At 69.9% G+C, this 18252-nt stretch carries 16 protein-coding genes; 7 read left to right on the forward strand and 9 right to left on the reverse strand.

The window, feature by feature from the left end; all coding sequences use genetic code 11:
• Positions 1-11 precede the first annotated feature (11 nt).
• Both B0W88_RS19650 and B0W88_RS19655 read right to left on the reverse strand, forming a co-directional pair.
• Positions 12-698 carry a Crp/Fnr family transcriptional regulator gene (locus B0W88_RS19650; RefSeq protein WP_077036327.1) on the reverse strand — a complete coding sequence of 229 codons (687 nt, stop codon included), beginning with the start codon at positions 696-698 and terminating at the stop codon, positions 12-14.
• Positions 698-2359: a carboxylesterase/lipase family protein gene (locus B0W88_RS19655; protein ID WP_077036328.1), complete on the reverse strand. Its 1662-nt coding sequence runs from the start codon at positions 2357-2359 to the stop codon at positions 698-700. Before B0W88_RS19655 ends, B0W88_RS19650 begins: the two co-directional genes overlap by 1 nt.
• Before the next feature lie 169 nt (positions 2360-2528).
• Here B0W88_RS19655 and B0W88_RS33090 point away from each other — a divergent pair, with 169 nt between their 5' ends.
• Positions 2529-3581 (forward strand): PAS domain-containing sensor histidine kinase, encoded by a 1053-nt coding sequence (locus B0W88_RS33090; protein ID WP_077036329.1) that lies wholly within the window; start codon positions 2529-2531, stop codon positions 3579-3581.
• 16 nt (positions 3582-3597) lie between these two features.
• A complete protein-coding gene (locus B0W88_RS19665; protein WP_077036330.1) occupies positions 3598-4230 on the forward strand; it encodes a response regulator transcription factor in 633 nt (210 codons plus the stop codon).
• Here B0W88_RS19665 and B0W88_RS19670 read toward each other — a convergent pair.
• Genes B0W88_RS19670 through hemC form a run of 4 tightly spaced genes read right to left on the reverse strand, consistent with a single transcriptional unit; the run spans position 4220 to position 8292 of the window.
• Positions 4220-5458 carry a heme biosynthesis HemY N-terminal domain-containing protein gene (locus tag B0W88_RS19670; protein WP_077036331.1) on the reverse strand — a complete coding sequence of 413 codons (1239 nt, stop codon included), beginning with the start codon at positions 5456-5458 and terminating at the stop codon, positions 4220-4222. The genes B0W88_RS19665 and B0W88_RS19670 overlap by 11 nt on opposite strands.
• Complete coding sequence (locus B0W88_RS19675; protein ID WP_233151781.1) at positions 5458-6597, reverse strand: uroporphyrinogen-III C-methyltransferase; 1140 nt, start codon at positions 6595-6597, stop codon at positions 5458-5460. Before B0W88_RS19675 ends, B0W88_RS19670 begins: the two co-directional genes overlap by 1 nt.
• Positions 6594-7367, reverse strand: a complete 774-nt coding sequence (locus tag B0W88_RS19680) for a uroporphyrinogen-III synthase (protein ID WP_077036332.1) — start codon at positions 7365-7367, stop codon at positions 6594-6596. Before B0W88_RS19680 ends, B0W88_RS19675 begins: the two co-directional genes overlap by 4 nt.
• A 7-nt stretch (positions 7368-7374) precedes the next feature.
• Positions 7375-8292, reverse strand: coding sequence for a hydroxymethylbilane synthase (hemC, locus tag B0W88_RS19685; RefSeq protein WP_077036333.1), 918 nt, complete (start codon positions 8290-8292; stop codon positions 7375-7377).
• Positions 8293-8395: 103 nt separating this feature from the next.
• Here hemC and ppc point away from each other — a divergent pair, with 103 nt between their 5' ends.
• Both ppc and B0W88_RS19695 read left to right on the forward strand, forming a co-directional pair.
• Positions 8396-11212 (forward strand): phosphoenolpyruvate carboxylase, encoded by a 2817-nt coding sequence (ppc, locus tag B0W88_RS19690; RefSeq protein WP_077036334.1) that lies wholly within the window; start codon positions 8396-8398, stop codon positions 11210-11212.
• A 14-nt stretch (positions 11213-11226) separates the two neighbouring features.
• Positions 11227-11910: a Type 1 glutamine amidotransferase-like domain-containing protein gene (locus B0W88_RS19695; RefSeq protein WP_077036335.1), complete on the forward strand. Its 684-nt coding sequence runs from the start codon at positions 11227-11229 to the stop codon at positions 11908-11910.
• 40 nt (positions 11911-11950) lie between these two features.
• Here B0W88_RS19695 and B0W88_RS19700 read toward each other — a convergent pair whose 3' ends face one another.
• The 3 genes from B0W88_RS19700 to B0W88_RS19710 all read right to left on the reverse strand — a co-directional run bounded on the left by B0W88_RS19700 (position 11951) and on the right by B0W88_RS19710 (position 13924).
• Complete coding sequence (locus B0W88_RS19700; protein ID WP_077036336.1) at positions 11951-12457, reverse strand: hypothetical protein; 507 nt, start codon at positions 12455-12457, stop codon at positions 11951-11953.
• Between the two features lie 85 nt (positions 12458-12542).
• The gene (locus B0W88_RS19705) at positions 12543-13130 is read right to left on the reverse strand and encodes a TetR/AcrR family transcriptional regulator (protein WP_077036337.1); all 588 of its coding nucleotides are present in this window, start codon (positions 13128-13130) and stop codon (positions 12543-12545) included.
• A gap of 110 nt (positions 13131-13240) precedes the next feature.
• The gene (locus tag B0W88_RS19710; protein ID WP_077036338.1) at positions 13241-13924 is read right to left on the reverse strand and encodes a TetR/AcrR family transcriptional regulator; all 684 of its coding nucleotides are present in this window, start codon (positions 13922-13924) and stop codon (positions 13241-13243) included.
• Between the two features lie 121 nt (positions 13925-14045).
• On the opposite strand from B0W88_RS19710, the gene B0W88_RS19715 reads away from it, so the two are divergent.
• The 3 genes from B0W88_RS19715 to B0W88_RS19725 are packed head-to-tail and all read left to right on the forward strand — an operon-like array spanning position 14046 to position 18252.
• Positions 14046-15149, forward strand: a complete 1104-nt coding sequence (locus B0W88_RS19715) for an HlyD family secretion protein (RefSeq protein WP_077036339.1) — start codon at positions 14046-14048, stop codon at positions 15147-15149.
• A gap of 23 nt (positions 15150-15172) precedes the next feature.
• Positions 15173-16780 (forward strand): DHA2 family efflux MFS transporter permease subunit, encoded by a 1608-nt coding sequence (locus B0W88_RS19720; RefSeq protein ID WP_077036340.1) that lies wholly within the window; start codon positions 15173-15175, stop codon positions 16778-16780.
• Positions 16781-16809: 29 nt separating this feature from the next.
• A complete protein-coding gene (locus tag B0W88_RS19725; RefSeq protein WP_077036341.1) occupies positions 16810-18252 on the forward strand; it encodes an efflux transporter outer membrane subunit in 1443 nt (480 codons plus the stop codon).

Below are 18252 nucleotides of genomic sequence, written 5' to 3' on the forward strand. Positions count from 1 at the left end.
GAAGCCTTGCACTATAGCATGAGTTTTCTCGGGGCGGCGACTATTTGCTGCGGCGGGCGCAGAAAGATCGAACGGGTGCGTGCGTCCAGGCGCAGCGTGCCGCGGCGAACCAGGGCCTGCATGGCCACGTTCACGCGCTGCCGCGAGCCGCCCACCAGCTCGGCCACGTCGCGCTGGATGATCGGCAGCGTGATGCGGATCTCGTCGCCCACGCGCACGCCGAAGCGGCGGCCCAGTTCGTCGAGCTTGCGGGCCACGCGCGTCTCCAGCAAGTCCTCCAGCAGCTGGCTCGCGGCCTCGTGTGCGGCGCGCAGCCGCGCGGACAGCAGCCGGGCCACGAACTGCGCGAAAGCCGGCTCGGTCTGCATCAGCTCGACGAAGGTTTCGGCCGGCACCACCAGCAGCGTGCAGCGACCCAGCGTCTCGACCTCGTGCGAGCCGCCCTCGCCCCCCAGGCATTCGCCGAAGAACTCACCGGGCCCGAGCAGTTCCAGCGTCATCGCGCGGCCGTCGGCCAGCTGCGCCGCCAGCCGCACCGCGCCCGACACCACGCCATACCAGGCCCCGTGCGCCCGGACCGGCGCTCGCGCCGGCAGGTGCTGCAGGCGGGCGCGCTCCAGCACCCTCGCCTGCAGCCGCATCGGCAGGCGGTCCAGCAGCCCCGCGCCCAGGGCCGCAGGCTTCACCGATTCATCCATCACTGCGTGCTGATCTTCAGCTGCGTCGGCGAGGCGTCGAACACCAGCTTGGCCGGGTAGTTGGCCCAGCTCACGCCGAGCGCCGCCGCATTCGGATTGCCGGTCTTCGCAAAGGCCGAGAGGCTGGCGATCATCGCGTCCGACAGCGCCTCGCGCCCTGCCCTGTTGGCCGAGCCGTAGGCGAACGAGAACACATTGCTGCCGAAGTTGTCGAACAGGAAGGGCAGGTCCAGCGCATGGGTGGCGCCGTAGACGGTGTTGAAGGGCGCGGGCTCCTCGTCCCAGTCGAAGCGGTAGTACCAGACCTGGCTCGGCTGCTGCGCGGCCAGCGAGTTGAGTTGCGGAATCACGGGGCCGAGGAAGATGGCGTTCGAGGCATACGCCGTCAGCGCGTTCCAGCCGAAGGGTTTGGCGGTGACCGGCAGGTAGGCCGCGTTGATCAGGTCCGACTCGGTCAGCGTGGAGGCCGCGTCGGGATTGAAGTTGAACTGCAGGCCGAAGCGGTCGTAGTCGCTCGGCTTGAAGCCGGGGATGCCGCTGCCGGTGACGCTGCCGAACAGGTTCGCGAACAGCGTGCCCTCGTCGCGCGTGTTGCCAGCCAGCACCGGCACCTTCTGGTATTTGCCGGCGGCCAGCGCGGCGATCGAATTGACCGGCAGCACCGTGCCGTCCTCGATCGGCGCCGGTGCGTTGCCCAGCTGCGGATTGGCCAGCATCACGGTGAGGATCTGGCTGGCCGGCAGCGCGCGCAGCCAGGTGGCGACCTGGGCGTTGGTCTGCGTGGCGAGCCAGGCCTGAGCGGTGGTGGCGTCGGTGGCCTTGCCGTCGGCGATCACGATCGCGTTGAGCAGGCCCTTCGAGTAGGTCTGCGCGGTCGTGCGCGAGGAATTCGCGATGCCGCCGCTCAGCGGCACGGCCTTGTGGAACAGGCCCGCGGACAGCGGCGAGACCAGCAGCCCCCACACGTTCACCGCGCCGGCCGACTGGCCCATCACGGTGATGTTGCCCGCATCGCCGCCGAAGTTGCCGATATTGGCGCGCACGAACTTCAGCGCCTGCAGCTGGTCCAGCAGCGCGAAGTCGCCGGAGTCGGCCAGCGCGTCGCCGGTCTTCAGCTGCGGCAGGTCCAGCCAGCCGAGCACGCCCACGCGGTAGTTGATCGTGACGACCACCGCATTGGCCTTCTTCGCCAGCGCCTGGCCGTCGTAGACCGGGTCGGCCGAGTAGCCGGAGATGTTGCTGCCGCCGTGGATGAAGAAGATCACCGGCAGCGGCGAGGACGCGCCGACCGGCTTCCAGATGTTCAGCGTCAGGCAGTCCTCGTCGCCGACCGGCTTGCCGAAGCCCTCGCGCACGGCCAGGCCGTAGGGTGCGTCGCCCGGCGCCGGGCTGAAGTAGCGGCCGCCCTGCGCGCAGCCGTGGCCGAACTGCTGCGCCTTGCGCACGCCGCTCCAGGGCGCGGGATCGACCGGCGGCATCCAGCGCAGTGCGCCGACCGGCGGCTGCGCGTAGGGCACGCCGAGCCAGGCCTGGGTGCCGGCGCCGTCCTTGCCTTCGATGACGCCGGCGGTGGTCTGGCGTTCGGTGGAACTTCCACCACCGCAGCCGGCGAGGGCCAGCAGCGATGCGAGGGCCGCGCCGCAAAGAAGAATACGGTTCATGCTGCTTGTCTCCTGCGCTGTGTCGTTATGGATATCAGGCCGGCCGACTGTAGGAAGCGGGCGGCGCGAAGGCCATCAGACGAATCTCACATCCGCTCGGTGTTTCCCCGACTCCAAACGAGGGCCGTCAGGGCCTTCAATCACGCGACCCGAGGCAAACCGAGTGCCCATGTCAGACGAGTCCACCACCGGGGTGCCCGACATCCCCTACCAGGCCATCATCGAGCAGTCGCTGGCCGGCATCTACGTGATCCAGGACGAGGTCTTCTGCTATGCCAACGCCACCTTCGCCGCCATCGCCGGCTACACGCCGGCCGAGATGATCGGCCAGCATCTGCGCAAGTTCGTGCAGCCCGACTTCATAGACACGGTGCTGCAGAGCTACCACCGGCGCCTGGCCGGCAACCCGGCGAGCGAGCGCTTCGTCTCGCGCGCGCTGCACAAGGACGGCCGCATGATCCTGATCGAGATCCACGGCAGCCGCGTGATGCACCGCGGCCGCTATGCGGTGGCCGGCGTCGGCGTGGAGGTGACCGAGCGGATCCGCAACGAGGAGGAGCTGCGCGAGTCGCGCGAGCAGCTGCGCCAGCTGAGCGCCTACACCACCGCCAAGCTGGAGGACCAGCGCCGCGCGCTGAGCCGCGACATCCACGACGAGCTCGGCGGCATGCTGACCGCACTGAAGATGGATGCCACGCGGGTGATGCGCCGGGTCGAGGGCGAGGAGCTGCAGGCCATGATGCAGGGCCTGCTGGGCCTGACGCAGCAGACCATCGACGCGGTCAAGCGCATCGCCGAGGAACTGCGGCCCAGCGCGCTCGACCAGCTGGACCTACCGCTGGCGATCCGGCACGAGCTGGAGATGTTCACGCTGCGCTCCGGCGTGGCCCACCGGCTCGACGCGCAGGACGCCTCGACGCTGCGGCTCTCGCCGCGCCGCGCCACCGCGATCTACCGCATCTTCAACGAGGCGCTGACCAACGTGGCGCGCCATGCCGGCGCGAGCCGCGTGGATGTGGTGCTGTCGCTGGACGAGGAGCGCTTCCTGCTCGAACTGCGCGACGACGGCATCGGCTTCGATGCCGCGGCGACGATGCGGACGCCGCGCTCGCTGGGCCTCCTGCACATGCAGGAGCGGGCCCGCGAGATCGGCGGCGAGGTGCGCATCGAGAGCACGCCGGGCCGCGGCACGCGGCTGGTGCTGGCCGCGCCGCTGCTGTGATGACGAGGACCACACGATGATCCGCGCCCTCGTCGTCGACGATCACACGATCTTCCGCTCCGGGCTGAAGCGCCTGCTGCTGGACGAGTCCGACATTCGCGTCACCGCCGAGGCCCGCAGCGGTGCCGAGGCCATGCAGGCGCTGCGCCGCGAGCCCTTCGAGCTGGTGCTGCTGGACATCAATCTCGAGGGCCGCAGCGGCCTGGAGGTGCTGGCCACGATCCGCCGCGACTTCCCCACGGTGCCGGCGCTGATGCTCTCGATGTATCCGGAGGAACAGTACGCGCTGGTCGCGATGCGCGCCGGCGCCAGCGGCTACCTGCCCAAGGATGCCGAGCCGGCCGAGCTGATCGAGGCGATCCGCGCGGTGGCCCGCGGCGGCACCTACCTCAGCGCTCGCATCGCCGCCCGCGTGCAGGACCAGCTGAAGGGCTTCGACGACCGCCCGCCGCACCAGCGCCTGACCGTGCGCGAGCACCAGATCCTCTTGATGCTGCTGAAGGGCACGCCGCCGGCCGACATCGGCGAGGAGATGATGATCAGCATCAAGACGGTGAGCGCGCACCGCACGCACATCCTGGAGAAGCTCGGCGTGTCGAGCACGGCCGAGCTGGTGCTCTATGCCGTGCGCAACGGCATCATCCAGTGAGCTGGGCGGCGGCCTCGTAGCAGCGGGCGCGGCGTTCCACGTCGCCATCCTGCTCGGCCAGGCGGGCGAGCATCAGCCAGCTGCGGCGGCGCGCGGCCACCGGCATCGTGTGGTCGTCGCTGACCGTCTCCAGCATCAGCCGGGCCTTGCCCCACAGCTGGCGCTCGGCCAGCGCATGGCCCAGCGCATAGGCGAGGTACTTGTCGCGCGGGAAGCGCTGCACGGCCGATTCGAGCCGCTGCAGCCATTCGGGGCCGAGGCCCGCCAGCACCGGCACCAGCGCCTCGGACAGCGCGGCGCGCTCGTCCGGCGGCAGCTCGCCGATGTCGTTCCAGAAGGGGCGCAGCCAGCCGCGTCCGTCGTCGGGCATGCCCAGGGCGGCGGCGCACTGCGCGGCGCGGGCGGCGACGATGGCGTCGCGGCGGTCGGCGCCGTCGAGCTGCATCCAGGCGGCGCGCAACTGGTCGGCATCGCGGGCGCCGTCCAGCGCCTCGAAGGCCAGCGCGCGCAAGAGTCCCTGCGCAGCGGACTTGGAAAAGCCCTGGTGCTTGGCCAGCAGCCGCGCGGTGCGCAGCGCTTCCAGCGACTGCTTGGCCAGGCGCGCGGCCTGCAGCTTCAGGCGCAGCGCCTGCGTGCGGCGGGCCACGCCGGGGCTCAGTTCGCCCAGCAGCTCCATCGCGCGGCCGGCGTCGCGGTCGTCCAGCGCCCATTCGGCGGCCAGCAGGCGGGCGCCCTCCTCCAGCGCGCCGCGGCGCGACAGGGCCAGCGCCGCCTGCAGCTGCTCGTCGCGGCGGCGGCGGTCCTGCAGGCGGTGGGCGCTGTTGGCGGCCATCAGGTGGGCCAGGGCCATGAAGCCGTGGTCCTGGGCCAGTTCGGGCGTGGCGGTCTGGATGTTGAGCGCCTTCTGCGCGGCCTTCTGGGCGCGGCTGTAACGGCCGCCGAAGAACTCGGCCAGCGCCTCGCGCAAGGCGAGCTGCGCGCTGCGCTCGCGCTGGGCCACGCGCCACTGGCGGGCGCGGCGCGGCAGCGAGATCAGCGAGTTGATCGTGTTGATCGCGGTGACCAGCGCGAAGCAGCTGCCCACCAGCACCAGCAGGAACAGGTTCAGCGAGACGTCGAGCCGCCAGCCGTTCCAGTAGAAGGTGGCCAGGCCGTCGTTGCTGCCCAGCGTGAGCGCGGCGACGACCGCGACGGCGAAGAGCAAGACCAGCCAGATGACGGTGCGCATCAGCGGCCTGCCACCGTGGCTGCGAGCGCAGCGAGCGTGTCGTCGGGCCGCGGCACGGTGACCTGGCGCGCCTGGCCGGCCACCTGGCGCAGCAGCTCTTTGGCGGCGATCACCTGGCGCGAGCGCATGTCGAAGTAGCGGCCCAGCGTCTCCTGCACCTCGCGCAGGTCGGACTGCGCGGTGTCGAACTGGCGGCTCAGCAGGGCCAGCCGCGCGTTGAGCAGGCGCAGCTTGAGGTTCTCGCGCAGGAAGAAGGTCTGGTCCGGCGCGATCAGCATGCCTTCCGGGTGATCGATGCGGGTCACGCGCACCAGCGTGCGGGTCTCGCCCCAGACCAGCTTGACCGCATCGTCCCAGCGCTGGTGGGCCTGCCACATCCAGCGGGCCATCTGGCCGTCGGACTCGGGCGGCGGGGCGGAGGCCGCGGCGGGCTTGCCGGCTTCGGCCTTGGCAGAAGCACGCGCCGAAGTCTCCGGGCGCGAGGGGCCGGACAGCAAGGGCAGGTCGTCGAGCAGGCGGGCGGCTTCGTCCAGGCGGATCGTCAGCGTGGACACGTCGACGACGCTGATCGCCTTGATGCGGTCCAGGTCGCGGGCGACGGCGCGGCGGATGCCTTCCATGCGCGGCTGCTTGTAGCGGGCGAGGCGATCGTCGGCCTGGCGCAGCGCGGCCACCAGCGGCTCGGCGCTGCCGGTGATGACGGTCTGCTGCACGGCCACGCGGATGGCGGCCTCGATGTCCACGATGATGTTCTCGTCGCGCGAACGCGACATCGACTGGATCAGTTCCTCGAGCTGCCCGCGCTGCAGCGCCACCTCGGCCAGGCGCACGTCGAGCAGCGCCACCTTGGCCGCCGTGTCGCGTGCCAGGTCTTGCGCCTGCTTCGCCGCCGCCTGGGCCTCGCTGGCCTCGCCGCGGCTGGCGTCCTGTCGGCGCACCAGTTCCTGCTCCAGCACATGCTGGCGATTCATCGTCTGCCAGGCCACCGCGAAGCCGGCCAGCGCGGCGCCGGCCAGCACCAGCAGGGCCGCCAGCAGCCAGCTCGGCAGCGCGGGGCGGGGAGTGGCGCTCGGCGCCACATAGGGCGTCACGGCGGAGGCGACCGTCCCGGTCGCTGGTGTGTTGTCGGTATCGCTCACGGTGCGAATGATTGTAGGAGCGCAAATGCGCGGGTCACGTCGGTTGCATCGGGGCGGGCCATCCCGATGTGGCCGATGCCGATGCCGCGCGCCGCCTCGGCGATGCGCTCGTGGGTGCAGATGCCGCGGGCGGCAGACCAGTCCTGGCCGGCCGGGGCGAGCGCGGCCAGGTGGCGCACGCCTTCGGCGCTGCTGAACAGCCAGACATGGCCGGCGGGTGCCGCCAGCACGGCGTCGAACAAGGCCTGCTGCGGTGCTTCGTAGTGCGGCGCGGTGCGGCGGTAGACGCTGAAGTAATGCGTTGTCGCACCGTGCTCGCGCAGGCGCTCGGCCAGCCATTCGCGGCCGCCGTTGCCGCGCAGCAGCAGCACGTCGCGGCCTTGCCAGTCACGGCTGGCCAGTTGCGGCCAGAGGTGCTCGGAGTCGAGGCTGGCGGCGGCGGCCGGCGGCTGCACGATCAGCGCCTCGGGCACGCCGGCCTCGCGCAGCGCACGGGCGCTGCCGGGGCCGACGCAGGCGGCCAGCGTCTGCGCGGGCCAGGGCCTGCCGGCCTGCGCGGCGAAGAAATGCTCGACCGCATTGGGGCTGACGAAGACCGCCAGCGCCGCCACCGGCAGTTGCTGCCACGCGGTATCGGCCTGCTGCGGATCACCGGGCAGGATCTCGATCAGCGGCAGGCTGCAGGCCGGAACGCCCAGCGCGGCGAGGCGGGCGATCCATTCCGCCGCCTGCTGGCGCGGCCGGGTCAGCACCAGCGTGGCAGAGGGCATGGGCCGGTCAGAGATAGCGCTCGGCGCCCTGCCCGCGCAGCGCCTGGGCAGCCTGCTCGCCGAGCTGGCGGGCCTGCTCGTCGGTCGTGACGGGGGCGCCCAGCCGCGCGTGCAGCAGCGGCAGCGTGGCGTCCTCGGCATGGCCCAGCGCGGCGCTCAGCTGCAGCTCGTCACCCTGCCAGACCGCATGCGCGGCCAGCGGCATGCTGCAGCTGCCGCCCAGCGTGCGCGAGACGGCCCGCTCGGCCTGGGTGGCCAGCCAGGTGGGGCGGTCGATCAGCGCCGCCAGCGTGTCGCGCAGCGCGGCCGCGTCGCTGCGGATCTCGATGCCCAAAGCGCCCTGCCCGGCACAGGGAATCATCTCGTCCACGCCGAAGCAGCTGCGGATGCGTGCGGCCAGGCCCAGGCGCTTGAGCCCGGCAGCCGCCAGCACGATGGCGTCGAAGCCGCCCTCGTCGAGCTTGCGCAACCGGGTGTCGAGGTTGCCGCGCACCGGCTCGATCAGCAGGTCCGGCCGCATCGCCCGCAGCTGCACGACGCGGCGCAGGCTCGAGGTGCCGACCCGCGCGCCCTGCGGCAGCTCGGCCAGGCTGGCGAAATGGTTGGAGACGAAGGCGTCGCGCGGGTCCTCGCGCTCCAGGATGGCGGCCAGCTCGAAGCCCTCGGGCAGCTCCATCGGCACGTCCTTCAGCGAATGCACGGCCAGTTGCGCCCGGCCGTCCTCCAGCGCGGTCTCCAGCTCCTTGACGAACAGGCCCTTGCCGCCGACCTTGGACAGGGTCCGGTCGAGAATTTGATCGCCGCGGGTGGTCATGCCCAGCAGCTCGACGGTCAGGCCCCGTTCTTGCAAGAGCGATTGCACATGCTCGGCCTGCCACAGGGCGAGGCGGCTCTCGCGGGTGGCGATGGTGATTCTTTCGGTCATGTTTCGATTATCAAACAGCGAAGAATCCCGCCCGGGATGCAGCCGAGGAAACTGATAAAGTCAAAAACAGGTAACTCAGTTACAACACTTCAGCGAGACATCCATGCCCTCCAAGAAGACCGCCCCTGCCTCGAAAAAGTCCGCCGCCGTGGCCGACAAGAACCAGCCGCTGATGGACGACATCCGGCTCCTCGGACGCATCCTCGGCGAGGTGATCCGCGAACAGGAGGGCCGCGAGGCCTACGAGCTGGTGGAGCGCATCCGCCAGCTTGCCGTGGCCTACCGGCTGAAGCGCGACGCGCAGGCGGGCAAGAGCTTCGACAAGCTGCTGAAGAGCCTCTCGGGCGAGCAGGCGGTCAGCGTGATCCGCGCGTTCAGCTACTTCTCGCACCTGGCCAATATCGCCGAGGACCGCCACCACGTGCGCCGCCGCGAGGTGCACGAGCGCGCGGGCAGCATGCAGGAGGGGTCGCTGGCCTTCGCGCTGGAAAAGCTGCACGAGCACGGCGTGCGTCCCACCGAGATCGCCAGGACGCTGCAGCACGGCTTCATCTCGCCGGTGCTGACCGCCCACCCGACCGAGGTGCAGCGCAAGAGCATCCTCGACGCCGAGCGCGCGATCGCCGGCCTGATCGAGACCCGCGACGCGCTGCACACCGAGCGCGAGCGGCGCGACAACGAGGCGCTGCTGCGCGCCCGCGTGACCCAGCTCTGGCAGACGCGCATGCTGCGCTACTCCAAGCTGACCGTGGCCGACGAGATCGAGAACGCCCTCTCCTACTACCAGGCCACCTTCCTGCGCGAGATCCCGAAGATCTACGAGGAGCTCGAAGAGGCCCTGCCCGGCCACGACTTCAAGCCCTTCCTGCGCATGGGCAACTGGATCGGCGGCGACCGCGACGGCAACCCCAACGTCACCGCCACCACGCTGCGCCACGCGCTGAAGCGCCAGAGCGAGGTCGCGCTGCGCTTCTACCTGACCGAGATCCATGCGCTGGGCGGCGAGCTCTCGATCTCGCTGCGCCTGGCCCACATCACGCCCGAGATGCAGGCGCTGGCCGAGAGCAGCCCCGACACCAACGAGCACCGCAAGGACGAGCCCTACCGCCGCGCGCTGACCGGCATGTACGCCCGCCTGGCCGCCACGCTGCACGAGCTGACCGGCACCGAGGCGCTGCGCCATGCGGTCGCCCCGCAGAACGCCTACACCTCGCCGGACCAGCTGCTGGCCGACCTGAAGACGATCGCCGCCTCGCTGAAGTTCCACCACGCGGAGGCGCTGATCGCGCCGCGGCTGAAGCCGCTGATCCGTGCGGTCAGCGTGTTCGGCTTCCACCTGGCCACGCTGGACCTGCGCCAGAGCTCGGACCAGCACGAGCTGGTCGTCGCCGAGCTGCTGCAGCATGCGCGCATCGAGGCCGACTATGCGGCACTGGACGAGGCCCAGCGCCGCGAGCTGCTGGTGCGCCTGCTGCAGGATGCCCGCCCGCTGCGCGTCCACGGCGCCGACTACAGCGAGAAGACCGTCGGCGAGCTGGCCATCTTCGAGGCCGCGCACGCCGCGCTGCGCCGCTTCGGCCGCGAGGCGATCCGCCACTACATCATCTCGCACACCGAATCGGTCAGCGACCTGCTGGAGGTCCTGCTGCTCTTGAAGGAAGTGGGCCTGATGCGCGGCACGCTCGACGGCGAAGCCACCAGCGACCTGATCGTCTCCCCGCTGTTCGAGACCATCGGCGACCTGCGCGTCGCGCCGGAGATCATGAGCGACTTCTACGCGCTGCCGGGCATCGCCGCACTGCTCAAGCGCAGCGGCGCGGAGCAGGACGTGATGCTCGGCTACTCCGATTCCAACAAGGACGGCGGCATGTTCACCAGCTCCTGGGAGCTGTACCGCGCCGAGATCGCGCTGGTGGAGATGTTCGCCGAGCTGCCGGCCGCCAAGGGCATCACGCTGCGCCTGTTCCACGGCCGCGGCGGCACGGTCGGCCGCGGCGGCGGCCCGAGCTACCAGGCCATCCTGGCGCAGCCTCCCGGCACTGTTAACGGCCAGATTCGACTGACCGAACAGGGCGAGGTCATCAACTCCAAGTACGCCAACCCGGAGATCGGCCGACGCAACCTCGAGACCCTGGTGGCCGCCACGCTGGAGGCCACGCTGCTGAACCCGACCAAGAGCGCGCCCAAGAGCTTCCTCGAAGCCGCGCAGTCGCTGTCGGACCTCAGCTTCCAGGCCTACCGCGGCCTGGTCTACGACACCTCGGGCTTCGCCGACTACTTCTTCGCCGCCACGCCGATCCGCGAGATCGCCGAGCTGAACATCGGCTCGCGCCCGGCCTCGCGCAAGGCCACCCGCGCGATCGAGGACCTGCGCGCCATTCCCTGGGGCTTCAGCTGGGGCCAGTCGCGCGTGGCGCTGCCGGGCTGGTGCGGCTTCGGCTCGGCGGTGCTCGACTTCCTCGGCGAGGAGGGCACGCCCGAGCATGGGCAACACCTGACCCTGTTGAAGAAGATGCACAAGCAGTGGCCCTTCTTCCGCACCGTGCTGTCCAACCTGGACATGGTGCTGGCCAAGACCGACCTGGGCATCGCCGAGCGCTATGTGGAGCTGGTCGAGGACAAGAAGCTGGGCAAGCGCATCTTCACCGCGATCAAGGCCGAGTTCGAGCGCACGCAGGCCGCGCTGAGCCTGATCACCGGCGACGACAAGCGCCTGGCGACCAATCCCGCGCTGGCCCGCTCGATCGAGCACCGCTTCCCCTACATCGACCCGCTGAACCACCTGCAGGTCGAGCTGATGCGCCGCTACCGCGCGGTGCCGGCGGAGAAGCGCTCCACCGAGCCGACGATGGAGAAGGTCCAGCGCGGCATCCACCTGTCGATCAACGGCGTGGCGGCGGGGCTGCGCAACACGGGCTGAGGCCCGGCCAGGCGATGAAGCTGCTGCTCACCTCCGGCGGCGTCCAGAACGCCAGCATCCGCCAGGCGCTGGTCGATCTGCTGGGCAAGCCGATCGAGGCCGCCAGCGCGCTGTGCATTCCCACGGCGGAGTATGGGCACCCGATGTGCACGCCCGCCTCGGCCTGGCGCTTCGTCGCCGGCCGATCGCCGGCGCCGATGATCGACCTGGGCTGGAAGTCGGTCGGGCTGCTGGAACTGATGGCGCTGCCCAGCATCGGCCCGGAGCGCTGGATGCCCTGGGTCCGCGCCGCCGACGCCTTGCTGGTGGACGGCGGCGATGCCGCGTTCCTGTGCCACTGGATGAAGGCATCCGGCCTGGCCGGCCTGCTGCCTGAGCTCCAGGACACCGTCTGGGTGGGCGTGAGCGCGGGCAGCATGGTGATGACACCGCGCATCGGCGAGGAGTTCATGAACTGGCAGCCGCCGTCGGGCGGCGACAGCACCCTGGGGCTCGTCGACTTCTCGATCTTTCCGCACCTGGATCACGAGGCCATGCCGGAGAACACGCTGGCGCATGCGGAGCAATGGGCAGCCCGCCTGGGCGGCCCGGCCTATGCGATCGACGACCAGACGGCGATCCAGGTGGTCGACGGCGCGGTCGAGGTCGTCTCCGAGGGACACTGGCAGCTGCTGCGCCGTCAAGGCGACGAGGCCTGAACCGGCAGCAGCCGATCTCGCCTCGCAGCGGGCAGGAAGCTCATTGCCCGTCTTCGCGGCGGCGCGCCGCACGGATGGCCCGCCCCTGCAGCGTGAATCCGAAGATGAAGACGATCAGCCAGGCGAGCAGGGCCACCTGCACGACCGGGTCGGCAGGGCCGGTCGCCAGCGGACTCCCGGAGGGCAGCCGCGTGAGCGTCTCGTTGAGGCCTGGCACCATCAGCAGGAAGAAGCTGAAGGAGAGCCCGAATGCCTGCAGGTAGGCCCCCAGCCGTCCGAGGACCCGCAGTCGCGGCACCAGCCACGTGCCGCCGAAGGCCGCCAGCAGGGCCAGCACCCCGAGCACGTGGCCCGGATTGATACCACCGGTGCTGGAAAGGCCGAAGGACGTGAGGACCGACACCGTCAGGCCGACGAGATACACCTTGCCGACCTGGCGTGCGGCATCGATGCGCCCGTACCGCACGAGGCTGTACAGGCCGGCGACGACCGGCAGCAGGCTGATCACGGTATGGGCGATGCCCAGAGTGGAAAGAGGATGAGGCATGAGGATCTTTCGATTGAAACAAACCTACTAGTAGGTAGATTGACGGAGTGAAAAAAAAGGCGGCCAGGCCGCCCTTGCGTGGGAATCAGGCCGGCTGCGCCAGCTTCAGGATGGCCGGCTGCACGATGCTTGCGAAGGCCTTCGGGTCGTCCAGCGCGCGGGCCATCAGCATCGCCCCGTGGACCAGCGCGACGAAGCCCTTCGCCGAGACCGCCGTGCTGTTGAGCAGGTGGAACTGGCCTCGCGAAGCGCCCCGCTTCAACAGCGAGGCCAGCCAGTCATTGAGATCACGGAAATGCAGGCGCACCTCGACGGCGACCTCATCGGGAATGCTCGGCATCTCGGTCGCCAGCATGGCGCAGATGCAGAACGGCGACTCGCCGCTGCGGATGCAGCTGGACCAGTAGTCCGCATAGGCATGGAGTTCGGTCAATGGATCATCGAAATGCCCGACCAGCGACTGCAGGGCCGTCTTCGCCTCCTGGCGATAGAGTTGCACCACGGTCTGCACCAGCACCGCCTTGCTCGGAAAGTGGTGATGGATGCTCGCCTTGCTGATGCCGACCCGCTCGGCCAGGTCGGCATAGCTGAAGCTGTTGTAGCCGCCCGCCGCCAGCAACGAGCGCGTATGCGCGACGATCTCGGCTGCCTTGGGTGAAAGTTCGGTTGACATGCTTTCATTCTACTAGTTGGTAGACATCCGTCAAGGACCCGATGTCCATGAGGATCCCGAGCGCCGCGCAACGCAGCAGGCGGGCACCTCGGTCGTCTTGCAACAGCCCGCTAGCGCAGCACCGCCAGGTAGAACAGCTCCAGCCGCTGCGCCAGCGCCTTCGCCCGCGCCGCCGGCGACGGGTCGGGCGGGTTCAGCAGCATCCGCGTCATCTGGTCGCCGAGCACGCAGTTGATCAGGAAGACCGGCAGCTCCGCCTCGGGCAGGCCTTCGCGCATCTGCGCGCGGATGTCCGGGCGGGCCAGGTAGTCGGCGATCGCCTGGCGGGTGCGGTTCGGGCCCAGCTCGAAGAAGGTCTGGATGAACTCCGGGTTGCTGCAGGCCTCGGCCGCCAGCATGCGCTGCAGCGCCACCGCCTCGCGGGACATGATCATGTCATGCAGCCGCGTGGCGAAGTCGCTCAGCGCCACCTTCAGCGGGCGCTGGTCCTGCATCATGTCCAGGTCCGCGAAGTACTGCTGGCGCTTCTTCATCAGCACCGCACCCAGCAGCCCCGCCTTGCCACCGAACTTCACGTAGATCGTGCGCACCGCCACCCGCGCCTCGCGGGCGATCATCTCCAGACTCACATTGCCGTAGCCCTTCTTGAGGAAGAGCTGGCCGGCGATCGTGGCCAGCTCGTCCACGCGCGCCTCGACCTCGTCGGCGCGCGGGCGGCCAGCGGACTTGCGCGCGGGCTTGCGCGCCGCCTTCTTCGCGGCGGCTGGCTTGCTGGGAACTGAGGCGGTGACCATGGCCGTGACTTTAATGCAGTCTTTAATGAAATGACATGATTTCATTTCTTGACTTACGGGGTTTACCCGTAAATAATGCACTGATCCAATTTCATTTGTCATCCTGACCAGGACGAACGCCATGCAGAACCAACAGCCCAAGACCGAAGCCGCGATCAGCGCGGTCGTGACGCCCGCGCCGCCGGCGCCGAACAAGGCGCGGGTGTTCGTGATCCTCGGCGCGCTGGTGCTCGCCGGCCTGGCCATCGGCGGCCGCATGTACTGGCGCGCGACGAACTTCGTCGAGACCGAGAACGCCTACGTCGCCGGCCACGTCCACCCGATCTCCACGCGCATCGCCGGCGTCGTCACCAAGGTGCTCGTCGACGACAACCAGTGGGTCAGGGAAGGCGACGTGATCGCCGAGCTCGACCCGGCCGACCAGCGCATCCGCCTCGAGCAGATCCACGCGCAGATCGCCCAGGTCGAGCAGCAGATGCTGCAGGCCGATGCCCAGACCGCCCAAGCCCGCGCCTCGGCCAGCGCCGCCACCGCGCAGGTCGCGCAGTCGGAAGCGCAGGCGCTACGCACGCGCCAGGATGCCGAGCGCTTCGGCCAGCTCTACAACACGCAGATGAAGGCCGTCGCCAAGTCCGAGCTGGACGCTGCCGTCGCCGCCCGCACCAGCGCCGCCGCCGACGTCGTGGCCAAGAAGGACGCGGCCCAGGCCGCGCAGGCCCAGGTGGGCGCCGCGCAGTCGGCCCGCGAGGTGCTGAAGGCGCAGGTCAAGGTGCTGCAGGCGCAGGCGAAGGACGCCGAGCAGCAGCTCTCGTACAACAGGATCGTGGCGCCGGTGGCGGGCCGCCTGGGCAAGCGCAGCGTCGAGGTCGGCGCGCGCGTGCAGCCGGGCCAGCAGCTGGCGGCCATCGTCGAGGACAAGGTCTGGGTCACCGCCAACTTCAAGGAAACGCAGTTGGCCGGCCTGAAGCCCGGCCAGGAGGTCGAGGTCACCATCGACGCGCTGCCCGGTGAAAAGCTGAAGACGAAGCTCGACAGCTTCTCGCCCGCCTCAGGCAACCAGTTCGCGCTGCTGCCCGCCGACAACGCCACCGGCAACTTCACCAAGATCGTCCAGCGCGTGCCGGTCAAGCTGACCTTCGCCGATGCGGACCTGAAGCGCCTGGCGGGCCGCCTGGCTCCGGGCATGTCGGCGGTCGTTGAAGTGGACCTGCGTCAAGCACGCTGATCGACAGAGCCGAGAGCATCCCCATGGCCTCCTCGTCTTCATCCTCGGCGGCACTCGCCCCGATGCTCGCCGCGCACGACGCCAAGGTCGACGCGCGCACCTGGTTCGCCGTGGCCGCCGGCCTGCTCGGCGCCTTCATGGCGGTGCTGGACATCCAGATCACCAACTCCTCGCTGAAGGACATCCTCGGCACGCTGTCGGCCACGCAGGAGGAAGGCTCGTGGATCTCCACCGCCTACCTGTGCGCCGAGATCGTCGTGATCCCGCTGACCGGCCTGCTGGCCCGCGTGTTCGGCCTGCGCGCCTACATGATCGCGACGACCGCCCTGTTCCTCGTCTGCTCCACGCTCTGCGGCGCGGCCTGGAACCTGCCCAGCATGATCGTGTTCCGCATGATGCAGGGCTTCACCGGCGGCGCGCTGATCCCGATGGCGATGACGCTGGTGATGGCCAAGCTGCCGCCCAGCAAACGCGCCACCGGCATGGCCCTGTTCGGCCTCACCGCCACGATGGCGCCCACGCTGGGCCCGACGCTGGGCGGCTACCTCTCCGAGCTGTACGGCTGGCCCTCGATCTTCTACATCAACTGGGTGCCGGGCCTGCTGCTGATCGCCGGCATCGCCAACGGCCTGGACAAGGACCGCAAGAACTGGGGCCTGCTGGCCAATGCCGACTGGCTGGGCATCGCCTTCATGGCGGTGGGCCTGGGCAGCCTGACGATCTTCCTGGAGGAAGGCAACTCGAAGGACTGGTTCGACTCGAACTTCATCCGCCTGTTCGCCACGCTGTCCATCGTCGGCCTGGTCGGCTGGGTGGCGATCAGCGCGCTGCGCCGCGATCCCTTCGTCAACCTGCGCCTGTACCTGCGCCGCAACTTCTTCGTCGCGGCCACGCTGGCCGCGGTGACCGGCATGGCGCTGTACGGCTCGTCCTTCCTGCTGCCGCTGTACCTGGGCCAGATCGCCAACTACACGCCCATGCAGATCGGCGAGGTGATCATGTGGGCGGGCCTGCCGCAGCTGTTCATCATGCCCTTCGTGGCGCGGCTCTCGTCGAAGATCGACAACCGCATCATGTGCACGATCGGCCTGCTGCTGTTCGGCGCGTCCTGCCTGATGAACGGCTTCATGGACGCCTCCTACGGCTACGACGAGCTGCTGTGGTCGCAGGTGGTGCGTGCGCTGGGCCAGCCCTTCATCATGCTGACGCTGTCCAACTTCGCGATGAACGGCATCGCGCCGAAGGACACGCCGTCCGCATCGAGCCTGTTCAACATGACCCGCAACCTGGGCGGCTCGATCGGCATCGCGATGCTCGCGACCATGCTGACCAACCGCCAGCACTTCCACTCCGAGCGCATCGGCGAATCGGTGAGCCTGCTGTCCGACGCCACCCAGTCGCGGCTGGACCAGCTGACTTCAGGCTTCATCGCCGGCGGCATCGACCCGGCCACCGCGGGCAACCAGGCGATCTCGATGCTCGACCGCATCGTGCGCCGCGAGTCCTACGTGATGGCCTACAACGACGGCTTCCTGATGATGGCCGGCGTGCTGTTCGCCTGCATCGTCGTGCTGTGGTTCGCCGACAAGACCAAGTCGCCTTCGGGCGGCGGCGGTGGCGGCGCGCACTGATCGATCAAACAACTTCAGAGGTCCACAAGATGAACTCGATCCTCAAGACCCTTCCGGTGGTGCTCGCCATCGCCGTGCTCAGCGGCTGCGCCGCCGTCGGCCCCGACTTCAAGGCGCCCAAGGCAGACGCCGCGGCCGGTGCCTATCGCCATGCGCCGGCCAATGCCGGCAGCAGCACCGCCCTGCCCTCGCAGTGGTGGACGCTGTTCAACGACGCCACGCTCGACGCGCTGCAGCAGCGCGCGCTGCGCGACAACCCGAGCGTCGAGGCCGCCTACCAGCGCCTCGTCGAGGCCCGCGCACAACTCGGCGTCGTGCAGTCGGACGAAGGCCTGAAAGCCGGCGTCAGCACCTCGGCCGGCTACTCGCGCAGCTCCGAGAACACCTCGCAGGCGATCATGCTGGGCCGCCACACGATCAAGGGCATGAACTACACGGCGGGCGCCTCGCTTTCGTACGAGATCGACGTGTGGGGCCGCGTGCGCCGCGCCGTCGAGTCGGCCGACGCGCAGGCACTGGCCGCGCAGGTGGACCGCGACGGCGTGCTGCTGATGCTCTCCGGCCAGGTGGCCGGCAGCTACTTCCAGCTCCGTGGCCTCGATGCCGACATCGCCATCCTCGAACGCGCGCTGGGCACCCGCCGCGAGTCGGAGCAGCTGATCAGCGCCCGCTTCGACAACGGCTTGTCCAACGAGCTGGACCTGTCGCGCGCCCGCGTCGAGCGCGCCAATGCCGAGGCCGACCTGCAGGAGGCCCGCCGCCAGCGCCTGGCACTCGAACACGGCCTGGCCGCGCTGGTGGGCGCCGCGCCGAGCGAGCCGGTGCTGGCCGCGTCCTCGGCCGCGCTGCCGCTGCCGCCGGTGGTGCCGGTCGGCCTGCCGGCCAGCCTGCTGGGCCAGCGGCCCGACCTCGCCTCCAGCGTCGCCTCGCTGCGCGCGCTGAACGCGCAGGTCGGCGTGGCCGAGAGCGCCTTCTATCCGTCCATCAGCCTGACCGGCAACTACGGCTACGCCTCGCAATCGCTGAGCGAGCTGGCCAACGGCGGCTCGCGCCAGTTCGGCATCGGGCCGCTGTCGCTGTCGCTGCCCATCCTCGACGGCGGCCGCAACAAGGCCAACCTCGCGGCGGCCCAGGCCCGCTATGCGCAGGCGGTGGCCAATCACCAGGGCAAGCTGCTGACGGCGCTGCGCGAGGTCGAGGACGCGCTGTCCGACGTCCAGCAGCGCCAGCTGCAGGCCGATGCCCAGGCCCAGGCGCAGACCGCGGCCGCCCGCGCCTATGAAGTGGCCGAGGCGCGCTACGAGCGCGGCGTGTCCAGCTACCTGGACGTGACCGACGCCCAGCGCAGCAACCTCGCCGCCGACCGCGCCGCCGCGCAGATCCGCACGCAACGGCTGCTCGCGGCCGTCACGCTGGCACGTTCGCTGGGCGGCGGCTGGACGCCGGAAGGCACGGCCATCGCTCAGCGCTGA

Source organism: Pelomonas sp. KK5, from assembly GCF_001984095.1.
Classification (GTDB): Bacteria; Pseudomonadota; Gammaproteobacteria; order Burkholderiales; family Burkholderiaceae_C; genus KK5.

Excerpts from the sequence above, each read along its gene's own strand:
- B0W88_RS19650 (WP_077036327.1), bottom strand. The coding sequence starts at position 698 with ATGGATGAATCGGTGAAGCCTGCGGCCCTGGGCGCGGGGCTGCTGGAC.
- B0W88_RS19655 (WP_077036328.1), bottom strand. The coding sequence starts at position 2,359 with ATGAACCGTATTCTTCTTTGCGGCGCGGCCCTCGCATCGCTGCTGGCC.
- B0W88_RS33090 (WP_077036329.1), top strand. The coding sequence starts at position 2,529 with ATGTCAGACGAGTCCACCACCGGGGTGCCCGACATCCCCTACCAGGCC.
- B0W88_RS19665 (WP_077036330.1), top strand. The coding sequence starts at position 3,598 with ATGATCCGCGCCCTCGTCGTCGACGATCACACGATCTTCCGCTCCGGG.
- B0W88_RS19670 (WP_077036331.1), bottom strand. The coding sequence starts at position 5,458 with ATGCGCACCGTCATCTGGCTGGTCTTGCTCTTCGCCGTCGCGGTCGTC.
- B0W88_RS19680 (WP_077036332.1), bottom strand. The coding sequence starts at position 7,367 with ATGCCCTCTGCCACGCTGGTGCTGACCCGGCCGCGCCAGCAGGCGGCG.
- hemC (WP_077036333.1), bottom strand. The coding sequence starts at position 8,292 with ATGACCGAAAGAATCACCATCGCCACCCGCGAGAGCCGCCTCGCCCTG.
- ppc (WP_077036334.1), top strand. The coding sequence starts at position 8,396 with ATGCCCTCCAAGAAGACCGCCCCTGCCTCGAAAAAGTCCGCCGCCGTG.
- B0W88_RS19695 (WP_077036335.1), top strand. The coding sequence starts at position 11,227 with ATGAAGCTGCTGCTCACCTCCGGCGGCGTCCAGAACGCCAGCATCCGC.
- B0W88_RS19700 (WP_077036336.1), bottom strand. The coding sequence starts at position 12,457 with ATGCCTCATCCTCTTTCCACTCTGGGCATCGCCCATACCGTGATCAGC.
- B0W88_RS19705 (WP_077036337.1), bottom strand. The coding sequence starts at position 13,130 with ATGTCAACCGAACTTTCACCCAAGGCAGCCGAGATCGTCGCGCATACG.
- B0W88_RS19710 (WP_077036338.1), bottom strand. The coding sequence starts at position 13,924 with ATGGTCACCGCCTCAGTTCCCAGCAAGCCAGCCGCCGCGAAGAAGGCG.
- B0W88_RS19715 (WP_077036339.1), top strand. The coding sequence starts at position 14,046 with ATGCAGAACCAACAGCCCAAGACCGAAGCCGCGATCAGCGCGGTCGTG.
- B0W88_RS19720 (WP_077036340.1), top strand. The coding sequence starts at position 15,173 with ATGGCCTCCTCGTCTTCATCCTCGGCGGCACTCGCCCCGATGCTCGCC.
- B0W88_RS19725 (WP_077036341.1), top strand. The coding sequence starts at position 16,810 with ATGAACTCGATCCTCAAGACCCTTCCGGTGGTGCTCGCCATCGCCGTG.